A 26,829-nucleotide genomic window follows, 5' to 3' on the forward strand; every position below is an offset into this window, starting at 1 on the left:
CGTGATCGGCGCATCAGACCACGCCGCGCGTCACGTGCGCGGTGCCGGCTCCGGCTCAGCGATGATGACGGAACTTGCGCTCCAGGTAGCGGACAAGTTCGTTGATCGCCTCGAGTTCGACGACGATGGGCGACGGCGGGGGCGCGTCGCCGGCGGGGGGTTTCGGCTCGTCGGTCCCCGACCCGACCACGTCCTCAGGGTCCGGCGCCCGCGGTCCGGTCTCGGGTCCCGCCGACCAGTCATAGGAGTCCAGACGCGTTTCCCACGGCCCGTCGGGCATATGAGGTAGGTGAGGTAGGTGGTGGGTCCGGCCGTCGGCGGCACCGGACTCCTCGTCGGCACAGGCCTGCTTGATGGTGTCGGGTCCGTACAGACCCATCATCACTTCCAGCGCCCAGGCCGGGAACTCGGACAGCGGGAGCTCACTCCGACGTCGTTGTCGGCCACCCCCGATTGGTGTGCTCATAGTTCTCATGGTGCCAGGGAATTGTTATCTGCGTCACCACTTCCTCCGTTTCGAACAACCAAACACGGCCATGTCTGATTCCCGCCAGAGCTCGAGTGTGATCAATGTCAGAGTGGGGTGGTGACCACGTCGATCCGGACCTCCGAACAGCTCGACTTCGGCCGCTGCTACCGCGCGGTGGAGTCGCGGGATGCGCGGTTCGACGGCCAGTTCTTCGTCGCCGTGCACACCACCGGGATCTACTGCCGCCCGTCGTGTCCGGCCCAGACCCCACGGCCGCAGAACGTGCACTTCGTGCTCACCGCGGCCGCTGCGCAGCAGCAGGGGTTCCGGGCCTGCCGCCGCTGTACGCCGGACGCCGTGCCCGGCTCGCCCCGGTGGGACGCCCGGGCCGACCTGTCATCGCGGGCGATGCGGCTGATCGCCGACGGTGTGGTCGAGCGCGAGGGTGTCGACGGCCTGGCCGCCGGGCTCGGCTACACCCAGAGACACCTGAACCGGGTACTCACCACCGAACTCGGCGCAGGCCCACTCGCGCTGGCCCGCGCGCACCGGGCCGGCACCGCCCGAGTCCTGATTCAGTGCACGACGATGCCCATGTCCGACGTGGCGTTCGCCGCAGGTTTCCGCAGTGTCCGGCAGTTCAACGACACCATCCGCGAGATCTTCGGGCTGACACCGACCCGTCTGCGCGCGCTGCGATCGCGGTCCGCGACGGCATCGTCGACGGTCGGAGAGGTGTCGTTGCGCCTGCCGTATCGTCGGCCGCTCGACACACGCTGGCTGTGCTGGTTCCTGTCGGCCCACGCGGTCGCCGGGGTCGAGCGGGTCGACCTCGACGACCCGTCGCCTTTCGCCGACGGTTGGACGTACCGACGAATCCTGCGGCTACCGAACGGGCCCGCCCTGGTGACCATCCGCCCCGCCGCCACCCATGTGATCTGTCGCGTCGCGCATCTGGACATGCGCGATCTGTCGGTCGCGGTCAACCGCATCCGGCGCCTGCTCGACCTCGATGCCGACACGGCAAGCGCGGACGCCGCGCTGCGCCGCGACGGATCGCTGACGGCGCTCGTCGACGCCGCCCCGGGCCTGCGTGTCCCGGGGTCGGTGGACCCCGCCGAAACCCTGATCCGGACCATGATCGGACAGCAGATCAGCGTCAAGGCCGCCCGGCATCACCTCCGACGGCTGGTCGCCGACCTCGGCCGGCCGGCCTCCTGGGACACGGCCGATCCCGGCGATGCCGGGTGGCTGTTGTTCCCCGACACCGCGACGATCGCCGACCAGGGACACCGCGTGCTGAGCGGGCCGCGTCGTCGTATCGACGCGATCGTCGCGGTTGCCGAGGCTCTCGCCGAGCGCCGGGTGGAACCGCATGCGGGGTGTGCTGCGTCTGATCTTCGAGCCGCATTGCTCACCCTGCCGGGGGTCGGAGAGTGGACCGCCGACTATGTGACGATGCGGGTCACCGGCGATCCGGACATCATGCTCGACCGGGACCTGGTGGTCAGACGGGCCGCCACCGACCTCGGCATCGAGCTTGCGACGGCGGCGGCCGCGTGGTCCCCGTGGCGGTCGTATGCGTCGATGCACCTGTGGCGCCATCGGCTCGCGCACGCCGAACCGGTGCTGTCCGAACCGATGGAGTCCGAGCAGAGGCCGTCCGAACCGAGGCCGTCCTGCCCACAGCCGCCGATTGCCGTCCCCACCGCGACACGACGAAGGAGCACGATGACCACCTCCGCTGACATCCCGTCCCCCACCCCCGCACACACCCCCGTCGCCCAGGCCGGTCCCACCGCTCGGTGGACGTCGGTCACCACACCAGACGGAACCTTCACGATCCTCGCCGACGACGACGACCGGGTGCTGGCCTCGGGCTGGACCGACGACGCCGCTTATCTGACCGCGTTGATCCATCGGGCGATCCGCCCCGAGTCGGTGCAGCGCACCGACGGGCTCGGCGCCATCCGCGACAGCGTCGAGTCGTATTACGCGGGCGAGTTCGCCGCCGTCGGCGACATCGAGGTCCACCAGCGGTCCGGGCCCTTCCTCGAGCGGGCGTGGTCGGTGTTGCGGACCGTTGCGCCGGGCGAGCCGGTGACCTACTCGCGGTTCGCGGAGTTGGCCGGTGACCCCGCTGCGGTCCGGGCCGCCGCGGCCGCCTGCTCACGCAACGCCGTGGCATTGTTCGTGCCGTGTCATCGGGTCCTGCGCACCGATGGCTCGCTCGGCGGGTTCCGCTACGGGTTGACGATCAAACAATCCCTGCTCGCCCGCGAGAGCGATCGGTCCGAGAGCGATCGGTCCGAGGGCGATCGGTCCGAGGGCGATCGGTCCGACTGACACTCTCCCCGCAAATTGTCGGACCCGCCGGGGAACATGGCGGGCATGCAGACTTCCGTCATCGTCGCCGTGCTCGCCGGGATCGTCATCGGGCTCATCGTCGGGTGGCTCGCGCACGCGTCGAGGTCCGCGGCTGCCCTCGCCGCCGCGCACGCCGAACTGGATGCGGTGCGCGGGGCACACGAGCTCGCCGCGCGGTCGCTGTCGAGTGCCAGCGAGGACGCCGCCCGGCGTCAGTCGTCGGCAATCGGCTCCCAGATCGCCCACATCGTGGACCCGTTGCGAGCGGTGCTGTCACAGCTGTCCGAGGAGCTACGACGCACCGAACATCACCGCATCAATGCCTACGCCGGCCTGACCGAGCAGGTGCGCAGCATGCACACCGCCTCGGCGGAGCTGACGAATCAGACCCGGCAACTCGCCACGGCGCTGCACACACCCCACATCCGGGGCCGGTGGGGCGAACTGCAACTCGAGCGGGTCGTCGAACTCTCCGGGATGACCCGCCACTGCGACTTCACGACACAGGTCTCCGCGCAGGGTTCCGCGGGCGCGGTCCGACCGGACCTAGTCGTTCACCTGGCCGGAGGGCGCGACATCGTGGTCGACGCCAAGGTTCCCCTGCAGGCCTATCTGTCGGCGATCGAGGCCGAGGATCCGGATGTGGCGGCCCGAGGGTTCGCCGACCACGCCCGCGCGGTGCGCGGCCACATCGGCCACCTGTCGTCGAAGGCCTACTGGTCGGCCTTCGACAACACCCCCGAGATGGTCGTGCTGTTCGTGCCCAGCGATCCCGTGCTCGAGGCCGCGGTGCGGGTCGACCCCGACCTCATCGAGTTCGGCTTCGCCAAGAACGTGGTTCTGACCACGCCGTCGACGCTGATCGCGCTGCTGCGCACCGTGGCGCTCGGCTGGCGTCACGACGCGATGGCCCGGGATGCGGCGGTGATCCACCAACTCGGCACCGAACTGCATCACCGACTCGGCGGGGTCCTCGGACACCTCGATCGGCTCGGCGGTTCGCTGCGCCGCGCGGTCGAATCCTTCAACTCGACCGTCGGCGCGGTGGACACGCGACTCGGCGTGACCGCCCGCAAACTCGCCGATCTGGAGGCCATCCACGGTGAGCCTGAGCACACCTCGGTATCGCCGATCGACATCACCGTACGCAGCGCCGGGGGCATACGGACCAGCGCGGACACCCCCGAGCGGGGGTGGTCGACATCCGACGACGATCAATGGGCAACATCACCCGGCGGTTAGCGGTTTTCTGAGATCGACCCGGTACCGTCTAGATGTGTCTTCTGCCCAGCAACAGCGTTCAGCGGTGCCGCTGGATCAGCAATCGGTGCTGCCGTCGGTCCGCGGACTCCCCTGGTGGGGTGCCGTGCTGGTGGCAACCGGCGTCACCGGGATCGGTGCCGCGATCGATGCCAGCAACACCGATACGCTCGGTGCGGTCTTCAAGTTCTGTTACTTGATGGGGTGCGTTCTCGCTGCCCTCGCCGTTCGTCGCCGCGCCCTGTTCACCGCGGCGGCCCAACCGCCGCTGATCGCGTTTCTGGTCGGCGTCATCACGCTCTACGGACTCAACGCCGATCAGGCGTCGTCGGGGCTGAAGAGTCTGATCTTCAAGGTCCTGCTGCCGATCGCCAACGACTTCCCGTGGATGGCGACGGTGTTCGTGGTGACCCTCGCACTCGTGGTGGGCCGGTGGTTCTTCACCGGCGGACGCGAGCAACTGGTTGGAAAGCGCGGCCGGCGCGCCGCGTCGTCGGCGGCGCCCACACACCCGGCGGCGAACCGGTCGGCACGTCCGGCGAAGCCGAGGAACCGCCAGACCGACCCCGCCGCCCGACCACGCAAGAAGGCGCCGGCCGATCCGTCTCGTCGGACCCGATCGGCCGCGACACCGGAGGGCACCGCGGGCGCCGGAGCCAACGGGCAGCAGGGAACAACGCAGCCTGCCAAGCGGCAACCGACCACCGGCCAACCCGGCAAGGCCAAACCGGCCAAGGGACAGCCGACCGCGTCGGGCGCGAACGGCCGCGCCGACCAGACCCGCACCGGGTCCGCGCCCACCAGACGTCGCATCACCGCCGGCGCGATGATGCGCGCCGAATCGGGCGAACGCCTCGAGGCTGCCGCGATGCGCGAGCGCCCACCGTCGGCGGGATATCCCTCGGCCGGCGCCCGCTACCAGAGCTGACGTCGGTCAATCACCGACATCGGTCACGCGTTCGCCGCGAGCCAAGCCCCGAGTCGTCGGGCACCGGCATCGATGAACGACGGCCAGTCCTGCATGGAGCCCTCGTCGGCGCCGTCGGTGACGACCTTCACCAGACGGCACGGCACCCCGAACTCGGCGCTGACATAGGCGATCGCGCACCCCTCCATGTCGACCAGATCGGCCCGGTCGGCCAACTCCGCGCGACGTACCGGATCGGCGACGAAGGTGTCGCCTGACGCGAGGACAGAGCCGTCGCCGCCGGGCAGTTCCCACCGGTCGATCATCGGGAAGCCCATCGAGGTGAGCTCGGCACTGCTGATGTCATGCTCGATGACCGCCGACGGCACGAAGATGTCCGAATGATGATCGTGCAGCGCACCCGCGGTACCCACGTTGACGACCTGTCGGATCCGGTCGGCGTCGGCGGCGCTGAGCGCGCGGGCCAGTGCGGTTGCGGCCCGCACCTTGCCGATTCCGGTGATGAGCAGCTGCGCCCCCGACGGCACGTACCGCGCCTCGGCACGCGTGGCCGCCACCACCAGTGTTGCTGAATCGATTGTCACGGTCAGGACCCTAACGCGAGGGTCGCCCGGGCCGCACGGCCCAGGGCCGTACCGTAGGACGGTCCGTGCCCGGCCGCGTGGACTGCGAGCGGGTGCAGCTGATGCAGCGGTATCCGCTGCACCCACCCGGCGCGTAACGGGTGCTCTGCCTGATAGCCGCCGATGATCTCGTCGAGTAGGGGGCAGCCGAACAGCGCCAGCATCGCCAGGTCGGTTTCGCGGTGCCCGCCGTGCGCCGCGGGATCGATCATCACCACACCACGCGGCGTCCAGAGCACGTTGCCGTTCCAGAGATCCCCGTGCAGGCGTGCCGGGCCGTCGCCGTCGTCGAAGGCTCCCTCGACGATGCGGTCACACGCCGCCCGGGTCACCTCGGCGTCGTCGGGGCCGAGGAAACCGGCCTCGATGGCGGCCGGCAGATACGGCAGGACCCGCTCGTGCGCATAGAACTCGCCCCATCGGTCGCGGACGCGCGAACTGAGCGGCCGCTCCCCGATGAACTGGGCACCGTGGTAACCGTCGGGCGGGCTGCCGAACGCCGGGGCACCGGAGCCGTGCACGCGCGCCAACGCGGCGCCGAAGTCGCGAGCCGCGGACACGGTGGGACGCACGGTCGTGAGGCGCTCGACCTCGATGAAGTCATGGCCGCAGTCGAGAACCCTGACGACGGGTCCGCCCCCGTCGGCCAGCCAGCGCAGCCCGGCGGCCTCGGCACGGAAGAAGTCCGGTGCGACGTCGCGCCGGCTCTTGCGGAACGTGACGCCCATCAGCCGGACGGTACGTCGGTGCCGTTCTGCGCCTGCGCCTTCTCCTGAAGCGACCGGGCGCTGACCCGCGCGAGATGGTCGAACCGGTTGTTGGCGATGCGCATCACGATCTCGTAGGGCAGCGCGAACTTACGCGCCCACCAGTAGCCGAACCGGACGTCGAACGACGTGAAGATCAGGAAGCGATTGCGGGCGATCCCCTTGAGGATGGCCGCGGCCGCCTTGTCCGCGCTGACCGCCACCTGGTGGAACCGGGCGATCTCGGCCTTCACGCGAGGGTCGTCGCGATTGATCCCGACGATCTCGACGGTGTCGACCAGCGGCGTGTCCACGCCGCCCGGACACACCAGTGACACCCCTATCCCGTGCCGTCGCAGATCGAACCGCAACACCTCCGAGACTCCGCGCAGGCCGAACTTGCTGGCGCTGTAGGCCGCATGCCAGGGCAGGGCGAGCAGACCCGCCGCCGACGACACGTTCACCAGGTGACCGCCGCGTCCGCGTCGGATCATCTGCGGCACGAAGCATTCGATCACATGGATGGGACCCATCAGGTTGACGTCGACCATGGTCCGCCAATGTCGGTGTTCCAGCGTCTCGACCGTGCCCCAAGCCGAGACACCGGCGATGTTCATGACCACGTCCATCACACCGACCTCGGCGTCGACCTGATTGGCGAACGAGCGAACCCACTCGTAGTCCGAGACGTCACCGGCCTGGTGATAGGACACTGCACCGCCGACGGCGACGATCTCGGCGACGACGGCGTCGAGCGCCTCGGCTTGCAGATCGGTGAGCACAAGCGCGGCACCCCTGGCCGCCGCCGCCTTCGCGGTCGCGCGGCCGATACCGCTGGCCGCGCCCGTGATGAGCACCGTCCGGCCATGCAGTGTCGGGACCGGCGTCTTCATCACGAACAGATCCTTGAGCCCCATTGGACCCACACTAGCGGTCCCGTGTTCGCTCAGATGGGCAGCTTGCCGCCGAACAGCGCGTAGAGCACCGGCAGCATCGCCCGCAGGATCTGCGCCGACACGTCCTGTCCCTGACCGAGCAGTAGCGCGATCGCGGCCTCCGGGTCCTCGGTGTTCAGCAGCTGCTGGACGAACGGGATGACCGTCGCCAGGCCGGCGTCGTCCTCGGCGGTCGTGTCGGCCTGCGGCGTGGATGTCGGTACCGGGCTGACCGGTGCGGCCGGTGCGGCCGCGGCTCCGCGCGCATAGTCGAGGATTCCGCTGGTGATCGCCATGGCGTATTTCAGCTGACCCTGCTTACCCGACAACTCCGCCGCCTCGTCAGGATTGGACAGGTTGCCCATCTCGACGAAGACCGCGGGCACCTTGGTGAGGTTCACCGCCGCGATGTCGGACCGTGTCTGGATGCCGTTGACGACGCCCGCGTAGTTGGCCTCCGGGAAGCCGGCCTTCACGAAGGCGTCCCGCATCATCGTCGACGCCTTGCGACCCTCGCCGCCCTGAACCCGGCTCACCGTGGCATCGGGCACCGGCAGCGAGGGCACGATCATGTGGAAGCCCTTCTTGGTCGCGTCGACGCCGGCGGCGGTGGAGTCGGCGTGCAGGCTGACGGCGAGCGCCGCACCCGAACCGCTCGCGGCGGCTGCCCGCTGGTCGATGCAGCCGCCCCAGCCCGTGTCGTCGGGCCGGCTCAGCACGATGCGCGCCCCCTGGCTCTCCAGACCCGACTTCACCAGCTGCGCGATCTGCCAGTTGATGGTGTGCTCCGGGACTCCGGTGACCGCGGTGGCCCCGCTCGTCTGGCAGGCCTTCTTCCCTCCCCGCCCGTCGGGAACCTGCGCGTTCAGGTTGTGTCCGGCCGCGCTGCCCTGGTGTCCGGGATCGAGGAATATGGTCTTGCCGGCGAGTACGTTGCCGGTCTGTGGCGCGGCGGTCGCATCGGCGGCGTTGACGGTCGCGACGGTGACGGAGGCGACGATCAGGGTGAGCGCGGAGGTTCCCGCGACGCCGATACGAGTGCGTCGGTTACCGGCCCGCGATGAGAAACGCGCAGTCTTCGAAGTCTTGATCATGTCTTCACCGACGCCCTCGACCCGCGGTCGGTCGGACGCCGCTCCCCCTCTCCTACGGAACTGTTAGCCACACTAGCCACATTGGTCACATTCGTCACAAGTGAATCAGTCGTTACCGTGTTTGGAAAATTCGCGACCTGGGCAGATGGAAACCGTTAGGGAGCTGTGACGTAGCGGGTGATGCGGAGAATGCCGTGGTCGTCGGGCGTTCCGTCGTCGACGGCCGCGGCGAGACGCTCGGTGACCTCGGCACGGTCGAGTCCCGCACCGATGACGACGATGCTCGTCGTGCGCGGTTCCCCGGCCCAGGCCCGCCGCTGCACCCGGACGAATCCGCCCACCGAGTGCACGATGTGTTTCTGCCGGTGGCCGGGCACGTCGAAGGCGACCACGCCCTTGATGCGGTAGCACCCCGCGGGCGGCCGTTCGAGAAACGCGGCCAGTCGGCGCGGGTTCATCGGCCGGTCGGTCTCGAAATCGGCCGATTCGTAGTCGTCGTGCAGATGCGTGTGCGGGTGATCGTGGTGGTCGACGTCGTCGCGGCCGGCGCACGCGGCGAACAGGTCATCGAGGGTCAGCTGCCCGCTGCGCGGTGTGGTCGACACCGCGCGGTCGGACGCATCGAACAGCATCTCCGGGTCGACGACGGCGTCGCAGGTGACCACCGACGGCGCGGTGCCGTTGAGTCGCTCGATCGTTGCACGGATGCCCGCCAGTGTGTCGACGTCGACCAGGTCGGCCTTGTTGAGCACGATCAGATCGGCGATCTCGATGTGGCGGTCGATCTCGGGATGACGCACGCGCAGATTCTCGATTCCGCCCACGTCGACGACGTAGACGAGGCCCCCGTACCGGATACGGGGATCGGTCAGGCCGGTGACCATCCGGATCAGCGCTCGTGGCTCGGCGATTCCGCTCGCCTCGATCACGATCGCGTCGATCCGCGCCGCCGGTCGCACGAGCCGTCCCAGGGCGGCCTGGACACCATCGGAGTCGACGCTGCAGCAGATGCAGCCGTTGGAGAGGCTGACGGTGCCGTCCGCCTGGCCTGCGATCAGCATCGCGTCGATGTTGACGGCCCCGAAGTCGTTGACCAGCACTCCGATACGCGTACCCGACGCGGTGCGTAACAGGTGGTTGAGCAGGGTGGTCTTGCCGGATCCGAGGAAGCCGGCGACGATGACGACGGGGATCGGTGCGCGCGTCACGGCGCGCTCGTCACCGTCGGGTCGTCGAAGGTCGGATCGATCCGGCAGTCGACGCAGAGCACCGCGAGTTCACGCCCGAGAGCATCCGGGAAGTTCGCCACATCGCTGGTGGCGCCGCCGCATCGGGCGCAGCGCCCGACAACCGCGGCGTGATCGGAGAAGTCGAGTCGCATCCGGTTGTCGAACACGTAGAGTGAGCCCTCCCAGAGTCCGTCGTCGCCGTACTCCTCGCCGTAACGGACGATGCCGCCGTCGATCTGATAGACCTCGCGGAACCCGCGGGTCCGCATGAGACTGCTGAGCACCTCGCAACGCACACCGCCGGTGCAGTAGGTGATCACCGGCCGGTCCTTGAGGTGGTCGTAGGCGCCGCTCTCGAGCAGTGGCACGAAATCCCGCGTCGTCGAGGCATCGGTCACGACCGCACCGGAGAATCGACCGACCTCCGCCTCGATCCGGTTGCGGCCGTCGAAGAAGACCACGTCGTCGCCTCGTTCGGCGACGAGGTCGTGGACCTCGCGCGGACTCAGTCGGGTCCCGCTCCCGACGATGCCGTCCGAATCGACCCGGATCTCATCGGGGACACCGAATGTCACGATCTCGGGCCGGACCCGCACACTGAGTCGGGGGAAGTCGTCACCGGTACCGTCGGACCACTTGATGTCGGCGTTCTTGAAGGCCGGATACGATCGCGTGGCCTTCACGTAGCGTTTCACCTGACCGATGTCGCCGCCGACGGTGCTGTTGATCCCGTGTGCCGACACAATGATCCTGCCCCGTAGACCGTGCTGTTCGCAGACGGCCTGTTGCCACAACCGGATCGCCTCCGGGTCGGCGAGCGGCGCGAAGACATAGAACAGCACGATCTTGGGGGTGGACACAGTGCCAGGGTACGGACCGCCGCGCACACATCGGATTGCCGGATGCGTCGTCGCGCTACTGATCGTCGTGATCTGCAGCGGGATCACCGCGTGTTCGCTCACCACCAACCCCCGACCCTCGAGCATCGTATTGCCGCCGACGGATGTACTGTCGACCGAATCGTTCGCCCAATCGACGATCACCACTTCGAACGAGCCCACTCCCGACACCCGTCGGGCCTCATTACCGAACTGGACAATCGGCCGGATCGTCGCGCTGGCACCGCGCGTCGAGAATTCTCGCTTTCACCAGGGCGCAACGACCCCACAATCACGGCTGACCGAAACCTCCGCCTTTCACTTCTCGACGCCCGGGGGCACCGTGAACTGTTCGACCGCGGCAAATGGTGAGGCGATTCTCACCTGCCGCCTCAACTCGCAATCCGCGGGTAGCCAACCGAGTGACACGCCGACGACATGCCGGTGGGCGGGCAATCTTGTGACGCTGAGCACCGACGGCCCGCATCTCGGTGCATGCTCGAATCGGCATCCGGTGTTGTTCCGCAGCACAATCGTCGACTATGGCCACACCATTTCCATCTCGCGGTTCTCCTGCCTGGTCGAGACGGCCGGGCTGTTCTGCCTGGAATCGGGGTCGGGTTCCGGATTCTCTGTCACCCCAACGGGTTACCGCAGCATCACGGCGAGCGAGCGCGCTCCGGTGACATCGCTCGGAATACCCGAACCCACATCGACGACGCCGAGGACCGGCTTCAATGCGGCGCCCGAGGTATCCACGACCACCGTCGCCCCCACTTCGTGATAGTCCACATAATTCGCGACGCTCACTTTTTCTGGGGATTCGTAATGGTAGGTCCCTTTGTGACAACTCAATTCTTGTTGTCTATCATGTAACCAACCAACAAAGACCAACAAAGGCGGTTGAACGACGCAACCACGTTGTCCAGTGGGCGCCAATTCTAGGCGAGATTCACATCCGTAATTCATTCCCCATTACAGGCAGGAAGGTTCAGTATGGCGAAGAAGGAAATCGTTCAGGTCATCGACGACGTCGACGGCAAGGTGCTCGAGGATTACGAGACGGTTCGGTGGTCGCTCGATGGCAAGACCTACGAATTCGACACTTCCGCCAAGCACGCCTCACAATTCCGCGACTCGCTGGCGAAGTACGTGACGATTTCACGGGTGACGTCATCGCGCGGGGTCAAGAAGGCGGTAATGACGCCCGCGACCCGCAGCAAAGAACAGACGAAGGCGATCCGCGAATGGGCCATCCAGAACGGATATGAGGTCAGCGATCGCGGGCGTATCCCGATGAGCGTGATCGAGGCCTTCGAAGCCGCCCACTGATCCGCCCGTACACACTCGGAAGACCCGCGTCGTGTCGGTGTTCGCACTGATCCCAGGTGCCGGCGGGTCCGCTTGGTACTGGCACAGAGTGGTTGCGGCGTTGTCGACTCGCGGCCATCGCGCGGTCGCGTTCGAGTTGCCTGCGGACGATCCGACGGCGGACTTCCGCAGGTATGTCGACGACTGTGTCGGACAGTGGGTGACGGCCGCCGGCCCCGTCACATCGCCCGACACGGTCGTCGTCGTCGGCCAGTCACTCGGCGGCTTCACCGCTCCCCTGCTGGCCGAGCGCGTCGGGGCCGCACGAATCGTGTTGGTGAACGCGATGATCCCGGCCCCGCACGAGACGCCCGCCCACTGGTTCGCGACCAGCGGAGCGCAACAGGCCCGCGCGGCACTGATCGACGACGAGGGCCGACCGGTCGGCGCCGAGCTCGACCCGATGCGGGATTTCTTCCACGATGTTCCCGAATCGGTTGTGGCCGAAGCCATGTCGATGGGCGAGCCAGAGCAGTCCGACGCGATCCTGCAGTGTGAGTGTCCCTTTGAGTCGTGGCCCGTGCCGGTCACGGTGGTCACCGGTCGTGACGATCGCTTCTTCCCCTGCGACTTTCAGCGACGGATCGCGAAAAAGCTTCTGGGCGTTGAACCCACGGTGATCCCCGGAGGTCATCTCATCGCGCTCAGCCGTCCCCGCGAACTGGCCGCCGCACTGCTCGGCTGAGCGACATCAAGCGCCTTCACTCGACAGCGGTCTTCTGCGACCATTGACCCGACATCTGCACCAATCCTCGGGAGGTCGGGGCGACATGAGCAACACCAACAACAGCTGTGCCGCCGGTGGTGGCGCCATCTACGGGCTGGGCATCTTCGGCGCGTGGGTCTACTTCTGGCAGCAGGCCGACGGATTCTGGCACTACGTGTGGGCCATCATCCAGGGCCTGTTCTGGCCGGCCTTCATGGTCTACGACGTATTCCAGACACTGAACTGATAGCGGCGATTCGCCGCTCATCACCGAGCGGCGACGTCAGCCCGCGATAGCCGCATGGTCGAGCACGCCAGTGCGAACGCCGAACCGTTCGCCCACCCTGTCGAGCGCACGCTCCTGGACCACACGATCACGACGGTGGGTCGCAAGAAATCCGAGGGTCCCGACGAGCCGCCGTGGCAGTGGGTACCACCGGTCGAAGTCGAGTCCACACCCGGTGAGCGCCGAGGTCGGTAGCACGTCGGCGACCACACCGATGTTGCGATAGCTCAGCGTCAACATCACGAACGGGACCGCCGTCTTCGCCCTTCGGTACACCTCCTGGGTATCCACCGCGTAGAGCGGGGTGTCACGAATCTTGCCCTGGAAGAGCAGATGCGTCAGGTAGTAGCCGGCGAAACTCGACACGTGGAAGGTGGCCGAGCGCGGCTGGATCGACACCACCGCACCACTCGCCGACACATACGGTTCGTACGGCACTTCTGTAGTGAGCAGGTACCCGGTGCAGTTGACGATCCAACTGCGCGGGGCGACCGGCACCGTCGTCCCGCTGCGCAAAACAATGTCCACCGAGTCGCCGTCGTCGACCGCGTCCACGAAGTGATCCATGATCACTTCGTGCAGGCCGGCCGCGATCGTCGCGCTCTCCGCTTCGGACAGGATGCCGAGCAGGAAGTGGCGCGCTTCCGGTATGGGCGAAGTCCCGTATAGCGACCGGCTCCACTCGACCAGGTCGTCCTCGTTCGTCCCGTCGAAGCGCCGAGCGCACCGGGCGATGATGGCGTTGGGTCGCACGCCGCGCCACCATCGGGCCGCGCCGGACGGAAATGCCTTGTCGCGGTTCAGAAAATAGGTTCCGGTACCTGCAACGAGATTGACCTGCCGCCCGGGACGTCGGGTCACGAGGGTGTGCACGGTGTCCATCGCGGTCTTCCCGCTGCCGATCACCCACACCGGTGCATCGTCGTCGGCGACGGCGCCCCGGATGTCGGTGTGGTCGGGTGAGATCGAACGGACCCGCGACGACGAGACCGCGAGCGGGTCATTCGTCTCGACCCGGAATCCGTACGCCTTGATCAATCGTTTCGCCGTGATATCCACGGTGTGACCGTCTTTCGACCGGCAGGTGATCCGGACGACACCGTCGGTCTCCTCGTCGGACTCCAGCGTGTGACCGAAAAGCTCGTCGACACGCACTCGTTCCCTGATCACCTGCAGACAGTGCTCGAAATGATCGAGCACCTCACCCTTCGTCGCGAGATATGACGGCGCGGCGTCGAGGGTCCACCCGATGTCGCCGGCGGTGAACAGTTCATGTGGTTGGTGCAGCCGCACGTAATCGTAGGTGTCGACCCACATACCGCCGACCCGATCGCGGCGATCGACGAGGATGATCCGCTGATCCCGGGCGAGGTATGTGCTCGCGACGCAGAGAGCGTTCAGGCCGGCGATGCCGGCACCGACGATGCAGACATCGCAGGTCTCGGGCGACGTCTGGTCGGGTGTGTCTGAAGCTTCCTCGGACATGGCAACCTCGCGAACAGGACCAATCCAGTATGCGCGCCGACGAGGCGATACCCAAGCGCTCCGCGGAACGCCTTGCACACCACGCCCGATGCGATTCCTGCTCACCGGATCGCTTCCTGCTCACCAAATCGAGTCTGATCCGGTGAGCAGGAGCCAAATCGGTGAGCGGGAATTGGATCGGTGGCAGTGGGCCGCAGAGAGACGGGCCGAATCGGATTCGGCGGATCACCTCTGGTCGGCCGAGACGCGCTGTCACGGTGCGATCTTGGCAGCCGCCAGTACCTCGGCCAAGGACGCGTCGAGGCAGTCCCCGTAATGCTCGATATCCGGCAGTAGCAGGGGCGAACCGTTGATACTCACGGTCACTCGCCCGCAGTAGCTGATCACGTTGTGCAGCAGTCCGCCCCCTTGCGCGAAGGGCGACAACGCATATCCGGCCAGCATCCGCGCACCGACGAGGTACAGCGGGAAGTCGGGGCCCCGCAGACTCGACACCAGGGTATTCGCGATCCTCGCCTGCTCCATCACGATCCCCAGATGGGCGGCCATCCCGGCTCGAAGGGCGGTGACGACGAGCCCGCCCGGCACGAACTCCAGGTAGTCGAGCACCGGTTCGCCGACCGTGGCGACGGTCGCCTTGGCGTGGGCACTCGACCGCTGGACGACCTTCAGACGCGCAATCGGGTCGGCGATGTTCGTTCCGAGCGTCACCCGGGCGACCCCAAGCCGGTTCACTCCGTGCGGACGCCCGGTGGCGTGATGGAGCGAGATCGCGATGACGGTCGTCAGTGATTTCTCCGGTAGCTCGCCGTTCGCGAGCAGGTACCGTCGGAGCGCGCCTCCGATGCCGGCGATGACGACATCATTGACCGTGGCTCCGGGAACGAGCGTGCGCACTGCCTTGACCGCCGCGAGATCGTAGGAACGCCCGTCGAAGTTGCGCGTGCTGTCGGTGTGTCCGTTGAACCGGGTGCGAGGCGCATACAGCGCCGGCAGATACTCACTGCCATGACGGGGCAGGAGCCGGCGGAGCGTTGCTCCGGGAAGCCGCCCCACCGCCGGAATGCTGTGCTCGGCAGCCGATGCGAGTTGCGCCGGGCGGCGGGCCACGGTCACGGCGGACCGGGCGAGCAGGTGCAACGACGATGGGCGTGATTCCGGAACCCACACGTCTTCTGGCGGTGGCGAGGTCTCGGGGGTCAGCTCATGCAGTTGCATGACCAGCGTCAGCCCCGTCAATCCGTCGAGCGCCGAATGATGAACCTTGAGGCAGAGCGCGAACGAGCCGTCGGGTATCCCGCTGATCTCGCCGAGTCCGTCGATCACGTAGCAGTCCCAGGGTGGCCGGTGGAGATCGAGGGGCTCGGCGTGCAGCCTCGAGACCTGATCGCACAGTGTTCGCCAATCGCCGGGGCCGGGAAGGGTGACATGGTGTAGATGGTGGCCCACCTCGAAGTTCTCGTCGCGCACCCAGTACGGGTGATCCAGGTCGAAGGGCACGCGGACGAGCACCGAACGAAAGAAGCTCGCGACGCCGAGCCGGGAGCCGAAGTGCGCGAAAACATCATCGAAGCCGACGATCTTGCCTGGCCCTGTCGACGGATCGTAGATCGCGAAGAAGGTCACGTGCGCCGCGCCGGCGGTCTCGCAATACACAAATGCGGCATCAGCGCCACTGAGTTGCTCCATTCCGGCCTCCGTTGATCGGTCCACTTCCGCCACAACCCTCAGCACGATGGACGGGCAGACTCGTTGCACCGTATGAGTCATCATTACCCGCTTGTGGGTGCGTCCCTTGCCGGATTGCCCGATACCGCATAGGGAGGTGGCACGCGGGATTGCGCTGCCGATTCGCCGCAGGTCACCGGTCTCGCGAATACATGGCGATCCGCGAATGGGCCATCCAGAACGGATATGAGGTCAGCGACCGCGGGCGTATCCCGATGAACGTGATCGAAGCCTTCGAAGCCGCGCACCGATCCGCCCGGAGATACTCGGAAAGCCCGAGCGGTGTCGGTGTTCGCACTGATCCCGGGTGTCGGCGGGTCTGCGTGGTAGGCACAGAGTGGTTGCGGCGTTGTCGACTCACGGCCATCGCGCGGTCGCGTTCGAGTTGCCCGCGGACGATCCGGAGGCGGGCTTCCGCAGGTACGTCGACGACGCGCCGAGCTCGACCCGATGCGGGACTCCTTCCACGATGTCCCCGAATCAGTTGTGGCCGAAGCAATGTCGATGGGTGAGCCAGAGCAGTCCGACGTGATCGTGCACTGTGAGTGCCCCTTTGAGTCGTGGCCCGCGTCGGTCACGGTGATCACCGGTCGTGACGATCGCTTCTTCACCTGCGACTTTCAGCGACGTCTGGCGATGGATCGGTTGGGCGCAGAAGCCACCGGTGATGCCGGGCATCTCGTCGCGCTCAGCGGTCGGCCGGCTGAATTGACCGCAGCTTTTGTCGATGCGGCACATTCCTGATTGCGCCAGTACTCCGAGGGCTTCTCTGACACCATTGTCCGATGAGTCGGAACGAATCCATCGGAGGTCGGGCGATATGAGCAACGGCAACGCCGGCGCGGCCGGCGGGGGCGCCTTCTACTTCATGGGCATCCTGGGATCGTGGGTGTACTTCTGGCAGGAGGCCGAGGGGTTCTGGCTCCATGTGTGGGCGATCTTCCAGGGCTTGTTCTGGCCCGCGTTCCTGATTCACGACGCATTCAAGGCGCTCAACGTCTTTTGAGTGCGGCGCCAAGGGGATCACGTGCGGACCCGCATGACCGGGGCGCCGATCACACTGCCGAAGGACAGGTCCTGCGTCGCGTCCGAGGCCGAGTCGGAGTCGCGATGTCCGAGCACGGCGGGCTCGCGCGGCGCAGGCGGCTCGTCTGTCACCTCGACGACCTCGCATAGCAACTGCCCCTTGGTGCGGAAGGTGTTGTCCAGGCCAACATGGGCTACATCCGCAATGCACACTCGAAGGCACGAGAGCGAACCGCGAAATTGGCTGAGACATCACGGTGCTGTTGTCGCCGCGGACAACAACTCGGCGAAGGAATCGTCCATGCAGTCCCCGTAGTGCTCGATGTCCGGGAGCACGGTCGGGCAGCCGTTGATGCTGACGATCACCTGTCCGCAGTAGCTGATCACGTTGTGGTACAGCCCGCCCCCCTGGGAGAAGGGCGAGAATGCGTAGCCGGCAAGCATCCGGGCGCCGGCCAGGTAGATCGGAAAGTCCGGGCCCCGCATGGTGGAAACCAGCGTGTTCGCAATCCTCTGCTGTTCGATCAGCGTCCCGAGGTGCGTCGCCATCCCGACCCGGATGGCTGTATCGACGACCGTCCCCGGCACGAACTCGGCATACTCGATCATCCGATCGCCCAGCGCCGCGACGACGGCCTTCGCATGGGCGCTTGATTCATGCACGACCTTCAGGCGGGCGATCGGGTCGGCGATGTTCGTGCCGAGTAACACCCGGGCCACCGCGATCTGATTGACACCGTGTCGGCGTACGGGACCGGCATGCAGCGAGCTCGCCATGATGGTAATGAGCGATTTCTCGGGCAGGTCGTCCTTTTTCAGGAGATACCGACGCAACGCGCCCCCGATTCCGGCGATCATGACGTCATTGACCGTGGCCTCCGGCACGAGCGCGCGCACGGCCTTCACCGACGCGAGGTCGTAGGAGCGCCCGTCGAAATTGCGACTGCTGTCGGTATGGCCGTTGAAACGGCTGTGCGGTGCCTCCAGATCCGGCAGATATTCGACCCCTCGGCCGATCGGCAACCTCCTGGTCATCGCCTTGGGAAGTTTGCTCAGCAACGGCACCGTGTGTCGTGCCGCTGTCGCGAGCTGCGCCGGCCGACGGGCAAATGTCAGCGCCGTCCGAGCGAGCAGGTTCAGCGACGACGGATGCGCTTCCGGGGCCCACTCGTCCTCCGGAGCCGGCGCGGTTTCCGGAGTCAGATCATGAAGGCCCATGATCACCGACAACCCCGTCAACCCATCGACCGCCGAATGGTGAACCTTCAGACACATGGCGAACGCGCCCTCCGGTACCCCGCGGATCTCGCCGAGCCCGTCGATCACATGGCACTCCCAGGGAGACCGATGCAGATCCAGGTGCTGTGCGTGCAGCCGCGATATCTCGTCGCACAGTTGTCGCCAGCCACCGGGTTCCGGCAGGGTCCAGTGATGCAGGTGGTTGCCCAGCTCGAAATTCTCGTCGCGCAGCCAATACGGGTGATCCAGGTCGAATGGCACCCGAGCCAGCACCGAGCGGAAGAAGCTCGCCACGCCGAGCCGGGAACCGACATGCGCGACCAGATCATCGAAGGTGAGAACGCCGCCCGGCGCCGTCGACGGATCGTAGATCGCGAAGAAGGTGACGTGCGCTGGGCCGGCGGTTTCGCCGTACACGAATGCGGCATCGAGGCCACTGAGTTGCTCCATACCAACCTCCGAAGATCAGCCGCTACTGCCGGGACCTCACGATTGGCCGGTCAGCTTCGTTATGCGTCTGAACCATCTCTACTCCTGGTCACGCATCCTTCTGCCCGAGTTGTCGATAACGCGCCCCACGAGGACCCGAGTTGTCGATAACGCACCCCCAAGAGAAGTGGACGCGGGATCGCATGGTCGATTCGCCACAGGCCACGGTGCCCGCGGGTACATTCGGTAGGGCACGATGCGGCTGATTTTCTGCCGACGTCGCGGGCGGAAGGTTCTACGGTGAAAACACTGACAGATTCGGTCGCAGGTCACTGCGACGAACAATTCGGCGAAGTGGCGAACACCTTCAGGAATCAGATCGACCGTACTGACGGCGGCGCCGCCGTGGCGGTGTATCACCGCGGGCGTCTGGTCGTCGACCTGTGGGGTGGGGTCCGGAATCCGGAAGGGGATCCATGGCAGCGCGACACGCTGGCCATGTGTTTCTCCACCACCAAGGGCGTCGCCGCCACGTGTGCCCACGTACTGGCTGACCGCGGCGAACTCGACTACGACGAGCGGGTCGCCACGTACTGGCCGGAATTCGCCCAGAACGGCAAGGCCGACATCACCGTCCGCCAGATACTCAGCCACTCCGCCGGTCTCCACCGCTTCGGGACAATCGTCGACCACGCATCGCGTGTCCTCGACTGGGAACACATGACCGATGCGCTGGCCCGGGCCAAGCCGGCCTACGCCCCGGGCACCGCGGTCGGCTACCACGCGCTGACCTTTGGCTGGCTCGTCGGCGAGTTGGTACGGCGGATCTCCGGCCTGCCGATCAACGAGTTCCTGCAGAAAGAAATCGCCGAACCGCTGGGCCTCGACGGATTGTTCATCGGGTGCCCGCCCGAGCAGCGGCACCGCATCGCGCCTCTGCGACCGATGTCGATGCCGTCCAACAGGTTGTTGGGGGCCGGTGTCGGGCTCGGGCTCAATCTGGTGTCGCGAGGTCTGCAGGCCGCAAGGTCACCGGTCAACCCGCATCGGATGTACAACAGCACATTCGCCCGCGGCATGGAGGACATCTTCGTCGATCCCCGACTCCTCGATGCCGCCGTTCCTGCGCTCAACGGACATTTCGACGCGGTATCCCTTGCCGCCATGTACGCGATGCTCGCGGGCGGCGGCGAACTAGGGGGCGTGCGCGTCCTCTCCGAGGAGACGGTGCGCAAGGCCTCCGAAGTCCAGAACAACAAACGGGACCGGGTCGTCGTGGTGACCATGCAGTGGCGGCTCGGTTACCACCGGCCGCCCATCGTGGACAGGCAACTCCCCCAGGCGTACGGCCACTTCGGGTTCGGTGGCTCCGGCGCCTGGGCGGATCCGCAGCACGACCTGGCCCTGGCGATGGTGTGCAACCGGGGCGGGGGTACCCCGATCGGGGACCTGCGTATCCTGCGCCTCAGTCAGGCAGCGGCACGCGCCGTCGGCGCGCGCTGAGACTACCCCGACCGCAAACCCAAGGCGCTCGGGCGGCCGGCGCCAGCGCGTATGTCTCGGCCTCGACCGAGCTGCCGAGGACCGGCGTGACGACGAATCCTGGCGTGCCGACCTGAGCACGGTGCCGTCAGCAGACAGTGCAGCCGGTGAACCGGCCTGGACGTCCACTGCATCACAGTGGAATACGTCGTAGGACGGGCGCGATGAACCAACGACTGAGCGGTCGATCACCCCGTTTGAGGCGCAGCGCACGGACACTCGGCCGACTATGTCAGCGTTCCGCTGACAAGCCGATCCTCGAAGTCCGGGTGGGCGGTGAGCCATTCCGAAACGGCCGCCTCGGGATCGGCTCTGCCGTACTTCCGGACCATCAGCTCCTCGAGCCCGGCGATGTTCTCGTCGGACAGGATGAGATTGGTGAACATTTGAGCCGCCCGGGGTGATCGGTCGGTGAAGCCCTTGGTGGCGAAGTTCCACAGGCCTTCCTGACCGCCCATGGTGCCCTTCGGATCCTCGAGGTCACGAATGTCGAAGGCCGCATACGCCCAGTTCGGCCTCCACATGACGACGGCGATGTTCGTTCGATCGGTGTGAGCCTGCTCCAACGCGGCGAGCATCTCGGCGGTCGACGTGCTGCGCAACGTCAATTTCTCCAACCCGTACTCGGGGATCACCGAGTTCTGGATCAGCTTTGTCTCACCGGCGCCGGGCTCGATGCCGACGATCGTGTTGCCGTAGTCCGACCCCATCGTCGCGAGATCGGCGATCGACCGGGCCGGTGACGAACTGTTCACCGCGATGGTCGATCGCCCGTGGTCGTACCAGCAACCCAACGGCTCCATGCGTGCTCGGTACTGGTCGATGTAGCTCCGGTGGGTCGTGGGCAGCCAGACATCGGTCAGCGCGTTGACGATCCCGTCCGCCGTCGCGCTGAACGCCACTCCGATATCAAGCGTCTTGACCTGGGCGTTGTATCCGTTGTCGGCCAGAATGCGCCCCATGAGGTACGCGGAGGCCGCCGACTCGTCCCAGCCGACGAAGGCCGCGATGATGACGTCCTCGTTCCCCACGGGTTCGTTGCGGGCATCCGCGACACCGGCGGTCACCGAGCAGGACGCGAACTCCGTGGCCGCGTCGTTGCCGGAACCTCCACCGCCGGTCCCGCAGGCGCCCAGGACCAGGGCGCTCACCGTGAGTACCGCGGCAAGCAGACGCGGTCCCCGCATAGCCATCACTCCTCGGTCCCCCGGGTTTCGCTCGCGTTGGCGTGCGCCCCATCCACGATAGATAGGTCCTGGGTCGTGGACGGGTTTGCGCCCGATTCGTAATCGGACGTGCCTAGGCGGTGTCCGGTCGAGTCCATTCGGACTCGGGCTCCGGACGCAGCCACAACCACGTCGCGACGACCGCCATGATCGCGGTCGACGTGGCCCAGATCGCCCAGTGCGGTGTGAAGACGGCGAGGATCACCGAGGCGATCGTCATCATGATGCTCGCCAGCCACTTCGCCCGTCGTGCGACCGTGTGGTTGTGCTCCCAGTCGCGGATGAGCGGACCGAAACTCGGGTGCTCGTGCAGCCAGCGCTGCAGGCGATCCGAACCCCGTGATGCGGCAAACGCCGACAGCAACACGAACGGCACCGTCGGCAACAGCGGGAGCACGATGCCGATCAAACCGACCGCCAGCGAGAGATACGCCAGCAGCCACCACGCCCACCGGATCCCCCGCCACCCACACACACCTTGAGTGTAGGACGCCCGTCACGTGGTAGCTTGCGCGGTGTGCCCGGCGAGAATGCGCCGCAGGAGCGGCGGCGCGGTATCACCCGACGGCAAGCGATCGCATCGATGGGCATGGCAGCCGCCGCGGTGGCCGCCACCGGCGTCCGCCACGCGAGCGCCGCACCACTCGACGACAACCACGGGATCGTCACGTCGGACAACATCCGGCTGACCGTCATCACACCGGGCCTCATCCGATACGAGTATTCGCCCACCCGACGATTCGAGGACTCGCCGACGCTGCTCGCGCACCATCGAACGGCGCGCAGTACCGCGTATCGGACGCACACCTCCGACGGGGTCGTGCGGATCGACACCGAGTTGCTCACCCTGACCTGCCCGACGTCACGATTCGACGGCGGTCCCGACATCGTCCTGAAGCACTCCGGCGCCCGCGTCCGACCGACCTGGCTTTCCGACAGATACGTCCCACAGTTGACCGGCGTCGCGTTCGCGGCCAACCTCGAGACGTGGACCACCTCGGTTCCACCGTTGCCACCGGACAACCTCGGGGGATGGTTGCGGTGCCTGGACTCGGTGCGTGCGGAGACGTCGATGCAACCGGGGCTTCTGTCGCGATCCGGCTGGCACTTCCTCGACGACACACACTCGGTGCTCGTCCGAGATGACAGTGACGTCTTCGTCCGTCGTCCTGCGCGGCCCGGTTATCGGGACGGGTACATCTTCGTCTACGCGGACGACTACAAGCGCGCGTTGGCCGATCTTCGATTGCTCTCCGGCGCAACGCCTCTGCTGCCCCGTCGGGCGTTCGGTAACTGGTTCTCCCGCTACGCTCCGTACGACGAGCGCTTCTACCGCGAGGTGTTGATCCCGCAGTGCGAGCGGGCCGGCGTCGCGCTCGACGTTCTCGTTGTCGACACCGATTTCAAGGCTCCCAACTCCTGGAACGGCTGGAACTGGAACCGCCGACTATTCGCCGACCCACGACGCTTCATCTCGTGGGCGCATGACCGGCACATGGCTGTTGGCCTGAACATCCACCCGAGCATTTCCGGCGACGACCCGCGCTATCCGGAATCGGCGAAAACTGCAGGCGGCACCCTGCGGTCGGCGCTCACACCCGCGGCGCGATTCTTCTCCGCGCTCGGCCGGCGCATCACCGGCGCCCTCGGGCCGACCTTCGTCTGGGACTGGGGCAACCGGGCGCACCTGACGTCCTTCATGCGGCTGCACGACTCGTTCGAGCGCGATGGAGTCGACTTCTGGTGGCTGGACTGGATCATCGACGAATCATTCGTCGGCGCGACGCCGGGTGCGATCGCCGACGACGTCTGGATCGCCCGTGCCTACACCCGACGCCCGCGCGCTACGGCGAGCCGGTGGTTGCCACTTGCCCGCAACGGGGCCTCGTACTGGGACATGGTGGGCACCCGGCCCGGTCCGTGGGGCGGACACCGCCACACCATTCACTTCACCGGCGACACCTACTCGACATGGGAGACCCTCGCCTTCGAGGTCGTCTTCACCCATGCCGAGGGCAACATCGGCCTGAGCTACGTCTCCCACGACATCGGCGGCTTCAAGGGTCAGACCGATCCGGAGCGCTACGTCCGCTGGATGCAGTTCGGCGCGTTCTCGCCGATCATGCGCATTCACTCGCAGTCCATCGACACCCCGCGTCTCCCCTGGGAGTTCGCGTCCCCATTCCGGGAGGCGGCGACCGCGGCGATGCGGATCCGATCGCGGCTCGTCCCCTACCTGTACACCGCCGCGAGGATCGCCCACGATACCGGCCTCCCGATGGTTCGAGGTATGTATCTCGATTGGCCGCGGCGACGTGAGGCCTACGAGTTCCGGCATCAGTACATGCTCGGCGACGACCTGCTCGTCGCTCCGGTCGTGCGTGCAGCGAGTTCCGTTCGCACCAAACGCATCTGGTTTCCAGAGGGCCGCTGGGTCAACATCGTCACCGGCGCGTCGGTGCGGGGGCCGAAGGTCGTCGACGTACCGGTGACGTTGTCGGACATCCCGGTCTACGCCCGGGCCGGATCCACGCTGCCGTTGACCCGGGGGACCGTGCCTGCTGCAGATGGTGCGGCGCCCTTGACGCTCAAGGTCTTTGCCGGCGCGAGCGGGTCGTCGCTGCTGTACCACGATGACGGTCACTCAGGCGACTACCGGGACACCGGATACTCGTGGACCACCATCGATTGGGACGACGAGGCGAGGGCGCTGTCGCTCGACACGAGCTCGCCCGGGCCGCTGACGCACCCCCGACCGCCGATCGGCCGCATCGAACTGGTCGGCGTCGACTCCAGGCCGAGCGGCGTGACTGTGAACAGTGCTCGTATACCCGACCAGCGCTGGGTGATGCGGCCGCACGACCGCGCGGCCACCGCCGACATCGACGGATCGGTCCGCGACCGTCTGCGCCGCCGGGTATGACCGTCAACGAATCGGTGCATCGTGGGGTGAGGAACACCGACCACTCACTCGGTGTCGGCGTGCGCCGCCTTGGCGGTGGCGTTGTCGCCGTCACGTAGCGGCGCCGGTCGCAGGCACACGGCGTCGAAGCTCAGTTGCGATCGCCCACGGGTTCTCTGCGTCGTCTCAGGGCTGAGAGAGGTTCGCCTCAGCTCGCCCTGCGACTATCTATCCGTACGTAGTCGACATGGGCCGAGGAGCCGACACGCGCAGCGGAAGGACGCCTGCATCTCGACTTCGACGCTCGTCGCGACAAGGAACTGTTCGAATATGACCACCACCGACACAGTCACACCCCTTCTCGACATCACCCGGCGCATTGCGCGCAGGGAGTGTCTTGACGCGGCGTCGATGACGCCGGCGGAGCGCTCGGCGCTCGCAGACAGGCTCTTCGAAGTCTACAGCGATACTGTTCACGGCTTCGATCGTCGCGACTTCGAGTCGCAGGTGTTCGCCGCCGATGACGTCCGACTGGCACTGTTCTATGGCGCCGAAGGGGAACTCGCCGGATTCGCCTGCGCTCATGTCGAGCGGATCGCCCACGACGACCGCACCTACGCGGTGCTCTGCGCGAGCCTGTACTTCCGACTGGGTTACCGCGGTGGGACATCGGGCGCGCTTTTCTGCCTGCGCGAGGCGCTGCGCTTCAAGCTCCGCGAGCCGCGCACGCCGCTGGTCTATGTGACTCGTTGCGCGTCGCCCGCGGTCTACCGTCTGCTGGCCTCGACGATGCCGGAGGTGTACCCAAGCCGCACCCGGCAAACCCCGTCCGACGTCGAGGCGCTCGTGCGCATCGTGGGACAGCGGTGGGGATACGTGCCGGTCACCGACGGACCTTGGGTCGTGAGCTCGGTCGCCACACCGCACGAGCCGTCACGTCTTCGCCGGCTCGACAGCGATCCCGACGCCCGGTTCTACCTTCGGATGAATCCACGCTTCGCCGAGGGCGACGCGTTGGTGGTGTGGACGCCGCTGAGCGCGGCCAACATCGCGGGCGGCATCTTCCGCCTGCTACGGGGGAAGCTCGGTCGGTGAGCGCAGCGCGCTGTTGTTTTCCGGCGCAGACCCTAGAATCCGTACGTCTTCTTGAGCTGGAACAGTTTGACCAGGGCTTGGTCCCTGCGTTCGGTGAGCGTGGAGATGTCCTGCTTCAGAAGCTCTTCGTCGACGCCGGCGATGAGCTCCTCCTTGAGCTCAGGTGTGAGTGATGGGGTGCTCAGCTCTTTCCACCGGGCTTCTTGCGTCGGCCCCAGGTGGTCGAGGTAGTGGCGATATCCACCGCTGCCGCCCCCGAGGTGGTAGGTGAGGTGGGGTCCCATCAGAGCCCAGCGCATCCCGGGCCCGTAGGTGATCGCGGTATCCACATCGCTGACCGAACCGATACCCTGCTCCACGATGCCGACGGCTTCGCGGTACAACGCCGAGGTCAGCCGGTTCGCCAGATGGCCGACGACCTCCTTCCGGACACGGATCGGGATCCGCTTCATCGCGACATAGAATTCCTCGGCATCACGCAGGGTCTGCTCGGAGGTCAGGCGCCCGCCCACCAGCTCGACCATCGGCACCATGTGCGGCGGGTTCATCGGATGGCCGACCAGCACACGCTCCGGATACTTTGCCCCGCTTTGGATATCGGACGGCAACAGCGACGATGTGCTGGACGAGATGATGACGTCCGGGTCGATCACCGCTTCCAGCTCACCGATCATCGCGTGCTTGACCTCGATTCGGTCCGGCCCGCACTCCGTCACGAAATCGACGTCGGTCAGGCCGCCGATCTCCGTCCCGAACTGCGGTGTTTGGACATCATCGGTCGTGGTCAGCTCCAGCGCCGTCAGCATCGGCCACGCTTCGTCCACGAAGGTGTGTAGTTCGGATTCCGCTTCGGCCCGGGGATCTATGACGACGACCCGCAGGCCCCGTGCCAGGAACAAGCTCGCCCAGCTCATTCCGATGAGACCGCCGCCGATGACCGCTACCTTCTTGATCTCGCGCACGATGAGTCACCCCTTCCTCGGTGTTCGTGGGTATTCGCGCTCGAATTGTTCTCGGGTGATGTCGGCGGGCAACTTCTCCTGGGTCGTCGCATCCAGTTCCAGATCCCAGGTGTTGATCATGGCGGCCAAGATGACGTAGGCGCCCTGGATCGCCATGAGATCCATGACCTGCCGTGCGGTGTAGTGCTCGCGGAGCCGGGCGTGTGTCCGTTCGCTCAGCCCATAGTCCTCGAAGAGCTCATCGACGGCTCGAAGCAGCATCGCCTCGCTGACCTCCCACCCAGGCGCTTCGCCGCCTTGCTT

At 66.6% G+C, this 26,829-nt stretch carries 26 protein-coding genes and 3 pseudogenes; 13 read left to right on the forward strand and 16 right to left on the reverse strand.

Annotation, left to right across the window (positions count from 1 at the left end; all coding sequences use genetic code 11):
• Window positions 1-55 precede the first annotated feature (55 nt).
• Window positions 56-466 carry a CBS domain-containing protein gene (locus GORHZ_RS17910; RefSeq protein WP_157205247.1) on the reverse strand — a complete coding sequence of 137 codons (411 nt, stop codon included), beginning with the start codon at window positions 464-466 and terminating at the stop codon, window positions 56-58.
• Window positions 467-583: 117 nt separating this feature from the next.
• Here GORHZ_RS17910 and GORHZ_RS17915 point away from each other — a divergent pair.
• From GORHZ_RS17915 to GORHZ_RS31750, 4 genes and pseudogenes are all read left to right on the forward strand, one after another.
• Window positions 584-2,083, forward strand: a pseudogene (locus GORHZ_RS17915) (DNA-3-methyladenine glycosylase 2 family protein); the annotation flags it as partial.
• 444 nt (window positions 2,084-2,527) lie between these two features.
• Window positions 2,528-2,815, forward strand: a pseudogene (locus GORHZ_RS32270) (methylated-DNA--[protein]-cysteine S-methyltransferase); the annotation flags it as partial.
• Window positions 2,816-2,851: 36 nt separating this feature from the next.
• Window positions 2,852-4,078 (forward strand): DNA recombination protein RmuC, encoded by a 1,227-nt coding sequence (locus GORHZ_RS17920; RefSeq protein ID WP_006335453.1) that lies wholly within the window; start codon window positions 2,852-2,854, stop codon window positions 4,076-4,078.
• A 34-nt stretch (window positions 4,079-4,112) separates the two neighbouring features.
• A complete protein-coding gene (locus GORHZ_RS31750; protein WP_245551455.1) occupies window positions 4,113-5,024 on the forward strand; it encodes a DUF6542 domain-containing protein in 912 nt (303 codons plus the stop codon).
• A gap of 23 nt (window positions 5,025-5,047) precedes the next feature.
• Here GORHZ_RS31750 and GORHZ_RS17930 read toward each other — a convergent pair whose 3' ends face one another.
• The 7 genes from GORHZ_RS17930 to GORHZ_RS30940 form a co-directional block, all read right to left on the reverse strand.
• Window positions 5,048-5,608, reverse strand: coding sequence for a nucleosidase (locus tag GORHZ_RS17930; RefSeq protein ID WP_006335455.1), 561 nt, complete (start codon window positions 5,606-5,608; stop codon window positions 5,048-5,050).
• Between the two features lie 2 nt (window positions 5,609-5,610).
• Entirely contained in the window at window positions 5,611-6,375 is a 765-nt protein-coding gene (locus GORHZ_RS17935) for a fructosamine kinase family protein (RefSeq protein ID WP_006335456.1), read from the reverse strand.
• The gene (locus GORHZ_RS17940) at window positions 6,375-7,310 is read right to left on the reverse strand and encodes an SDR family oxidoreductase (RefSeq protein ID WP_040532388.1); all 936 of its coding nucleotides are present in this window, start codon (window positions 7,308-7,310) and stop codon (window positions 6,375-6,377) included. The genes GORHZ_RS17935 and GORHZ_RS17940 overlap by 1 nt, the downstream gene beginning before the upstream one ends.
• 29 nt (window positions 7,311-7,339) lie before the next feature.
• Window positions 7,340-8,422 carry an N-acetylmuramoyl-L-alanine amidase gene (locus GORHZ_RS17945; RefSeq protein WP_006335458.1) on the reverse strand — a complete coding sequence of 361 codons (1,083 nt, stop codon included), beginning with the start codon at window positions 8,420-8,422 and terminating at the stop codon, window positions 7,340-7,342.
• A gap of 155 nt (window positions 8,423-8,577) precedes the next feature.
• Window positions 8,578-9,630: a CobW family GTP-binding protein gene (locus GORHZ_RS17950; RefSeq protein ID WP_006335460.1), complete on the reverse strand. Its 1,053-nt coding sequence runs from the start codon at window positions 9,628-9,630 to the stop codon at window positions 8,578-8,580.
• The gene (gene trhO / locus GORHZ_RS17955; RefSeq protein WP_040532389.1) at window positions 9,627-10,511 is read right to left on the reverse strand and encodes an oxygen-dependent tRNA uridine(34) hydroxylase TrhO; all 885 of its coding nucleotides are present in this window, start codon (window positions 10,509-10,511) and stop codon (window positions 9,627-9,629) included. The genes GORHZ_RS17950 and trhO overlap by 4 nt, the downstream gene beginning before the upstream one ends.
• A gap of 666 nt (window positions 10,512-11,177) precedes the next feature.
• Entirely contained in the window at window positions 11,178-11,339 is a 162-nt protein-coding gene (locus GORHZ_RS30940; RefSeq protein ID WP_157205248.1) for a hypothetical protein, read from the reverse strand.
• A 186-nt stretch (window positions 11,340-11,525) separates the two neighbouring features.
• Between GORHZ_RS30940 and GORHZ_RS17965 the strand changes: the two genes are divergently transcribed.
• The 3 genes from GORHZ_RS17965 to GORHZ_RS17975 all read left to right on the forward strand — a co-directional run bounded on the left by GORHZ_RS17965 (window position 11,526) and on the right by GORHZ_RS17975 (window position 12,853).
• On the forward strand, window positions 11,526-11,861 hold the full coding sequence (locus GORHZ_RS17965; protein WP_006335469.1) for a histone-like nucleoid-structuring protein Lsr2: 336 nt from the start codon (window positions 11,526-11,528) through the stop codon (window positions 11,859-11,861).
• 37 nt (window positions 11,862-11,898) lie between these two features.
• A complete protein-coding gene (locus tag GORHZ_RS17970) occupies window positions 11,899-12,585 on the forward strand; it encodes an alpha/beta fold hydrolase (RefSeq protein ID WP_280986303.1) in 687 nt (228 codons plus the stop codon).
• Window positions 12,586-12,670: 85 nt separating this feature from the next.
• Window positions 12,671-12,853, forward strand: a complete 183-nt coding sequence (locus GORHZ_RS17975) for a membrane protein (RefSeq protein ID WP_006335471.1) — start codon at window positions 12,671-12,673, stop codon at window positions 12,851-12,853.
• 36 nt (window positions 12,854-12,889) lie between these two features.
• On the opposite strand, the gene GORHZ_RS17980 is transcribed toward GORHZ_RS17975, so the two are convergent.
• Window positions 12,890-14,377, reverse strand: a complete 1,488-nt coding sequence (locus tag GORHZ_RS17980) for an FAD-dependent oxidoreductase (RefSeq protein ID WP_006335472.1) — start codon at window positions 14,375-14,377, stop codon at window positions 12,890-12,892.
• Window positions 14,378-14,629: 252 nt separating this feature from the next.
• Window positions 14,630-16,066 carry a wax ester/triacylglycerol synthase family O-acyltransferase gene (locus tag GORHZ_RS17985; RefSeq protein ID WP_006335473.1) on the reverse strand — a complete coding sequence of 479 codons (1,437 nt, stop codon included), beginning with the start codon at window positions 16,064-16,066 and terminating at the stop codon, window positions 14,630-14,632.
• A 188-nt stretch (window positions 16,067-16,254) separates the two neighbouring features.
• Between GORHZ_RS17985 and GORHZ_RS30945 the strand changes: the two are divergent.
• The 3 genes and pseudogenes from GORHZ_RS30945 to GORHZ_RS17995 form a co-directional block, all read left to right on the forward strand.
• Window positions 16,255-16,353 (forward strand): annotated as a pseudogene (locus tag GORHZ_RS30945) (Lsr2 family DNA-binding protein); the annotation flags it as partial.
• A gap of 256 nt (window positions 16,354-16,609) precedes the next feature.
• A complete protein-coding gene (locus GORHZ_RS31405; RefSeq protein ID WP_006335474.1) occupies window positions 16,610-16,849 on the forward strand; it encodes a hypothetical protein in 240 nt (79 codons plus the stop codon).
• Between the two features lie 76 nt (window positions 16,850-16,925).
• The gene (locus GORHZ_RS17995) at window positions 16,926-17,111 is read left to right on the forward strand and encodes a hypothetical protein (RefSeq protein ID WP_006335475.1); all 186 of its coding nucleotides are present in this window, start codon (window positions 16,926-16,928) and stop codon (window positions 17,109-17,111) included.
• A gap of 17 nt (window positions 17,112-17,128) precedes the next feature.
• Here GORHZ_RS17995 and GORHZ_RS31995 read toward each other — a convergent pair whose 3' ends face one another.
• Together GORHZ_RS31995 and GORHZ_RS18005 are read right to left on the reverse strand one after the other, a co-directional pair.
• Window positions 17,129-17,263, reverse strand: a complete 135-nt coding sequence (locus tag GORHZ_RS31995) for a hypothetical protein (protein WP_280986297.1) — start codon at window positions 17,261-17,263, stop codon at window positions 17,129-17,131.
• Window positions 17,264-17,383: 120 nt separating this feature from the next.
• Window positions 17,384-18,820, reverse strand: a complete 1,437-nt coding sequence (locus GORHZ_RS18005; protein ID WP_006335478.1) for a wax ester/triacylglycerol synthase family O-acyltransferase — start codon at window positions 18,818-18,820, stop codon at window positions 17,384-17,386.
• Window positions 18,821-19,099: 279 nt separating this feature from the next.
• Between GORHZ_RS18005 and GORHZ_RS18010 the strand changes: the two genes are divergently transcribed.
• Complete coding sequence (locus GORHZ_RS18010; protein WP_006335479.1) at window positions 19,100-20,302, forward strand: serine hydrolase domain-containing protein; 1,203 nt, start codon at window positions 19,100-19,102, stop codon at window positions 20,300-20,302.
• Between the two features lie 266 nt (window positions 20,303-20,568).
• Here the strand turns inward: GORHZ_RS18010 and GORHZ_RS18015 are convergent, their stop codons facing one another.
• Complete coding sequence (locus tag GORHZ_RS18015) at window positions 20,569-21,534, reverse strand: glycine betaine ABC transporter substrate-binding protein (RefSeq protein WP_040532391.1); 966 nt, start codon at window positions 21,532-21,534, stop codon at window positions 20,569-20,571.
• Between the two features lie 106 nt (window positions 21,535-21,640).
• Entirely contained in the window at window positions 21,641-22,042 is a 402-nt protein-coding gene (locus tag GORHZ_RS18020; RefSeq protein WP_006335481.1) for a YbaN family protein, read from the reverse strand.
• Between the two features lie 42 nt (window positions 22,043-22,084).
• On the opposite strand from GORHZ_RS18020, the gene GORHZ_RS18025 reads away from it, so the two are divergent.
• The gene (locus GORHZ_RS18025) at window positions 22,085-24,490 is read left to right on the forward strand and encodes a glycoside hydrolase family 31 protein (protein WP_083877351.1); all 2,406 of its coding nucleotides are present in this window, start codon (window positions 22,085-22,087) and stop codon (window positions 24,488-24,490) included.
• A gap of 309 nt (window positions 24,491-24,799) precedes the next feature.
• The gene (locus GORHZ_RS18030; RefSeq protein ID WP_006335484.1) at window positions 24,800-25,564 is read left to right on the forward strand and encodes a hypothetical protein; all 765 of its coding nucleotides are present in this window, start codon (window positions 24,800-24,802) and stop codon (window positions 25,562-25,564) included.
• A 32-nt stretch (window positions 25,565-25,596) separates the two neighbouring features.
• Here the strand turns inward: GORHZ_RS18030 and GORHZ_RS18035 are convergent, their stop codons facing one another.
• A complete protein-coding gene (locus GORHZ_RS18035; RefSeq protein ID WP_006335485.1) occupies window positions 25,597-26,526 on the reverse strand; it encodes a 3-hydroxyacyl-CoA dehydrogenase NAD-binding domain-containing protein in 930 nt (309 codons plus the stop codon).
• Window positions 26,527-26,532: 6 nt separating this feature from the next.
• On the reverse strand, window positions 26,533-26,829 hold a 297-nt coding region (locus GORHZ_RS18040; RefSeq protein ID WP_006335486.1), incomplete at its 5' end, for a carboxymuconolactone decarboxylase family protein.

Source organism: Gordonia rhizosphera NBRC 16068, from assembly GCF_000298195.1.
Taxonomy (GTDB): Bacteria; Actinomycetota; Actinomycetes; order Mycobacteriales; family Mycobacteriaceae; genus Gordonia; species Gordonia rhizosphera.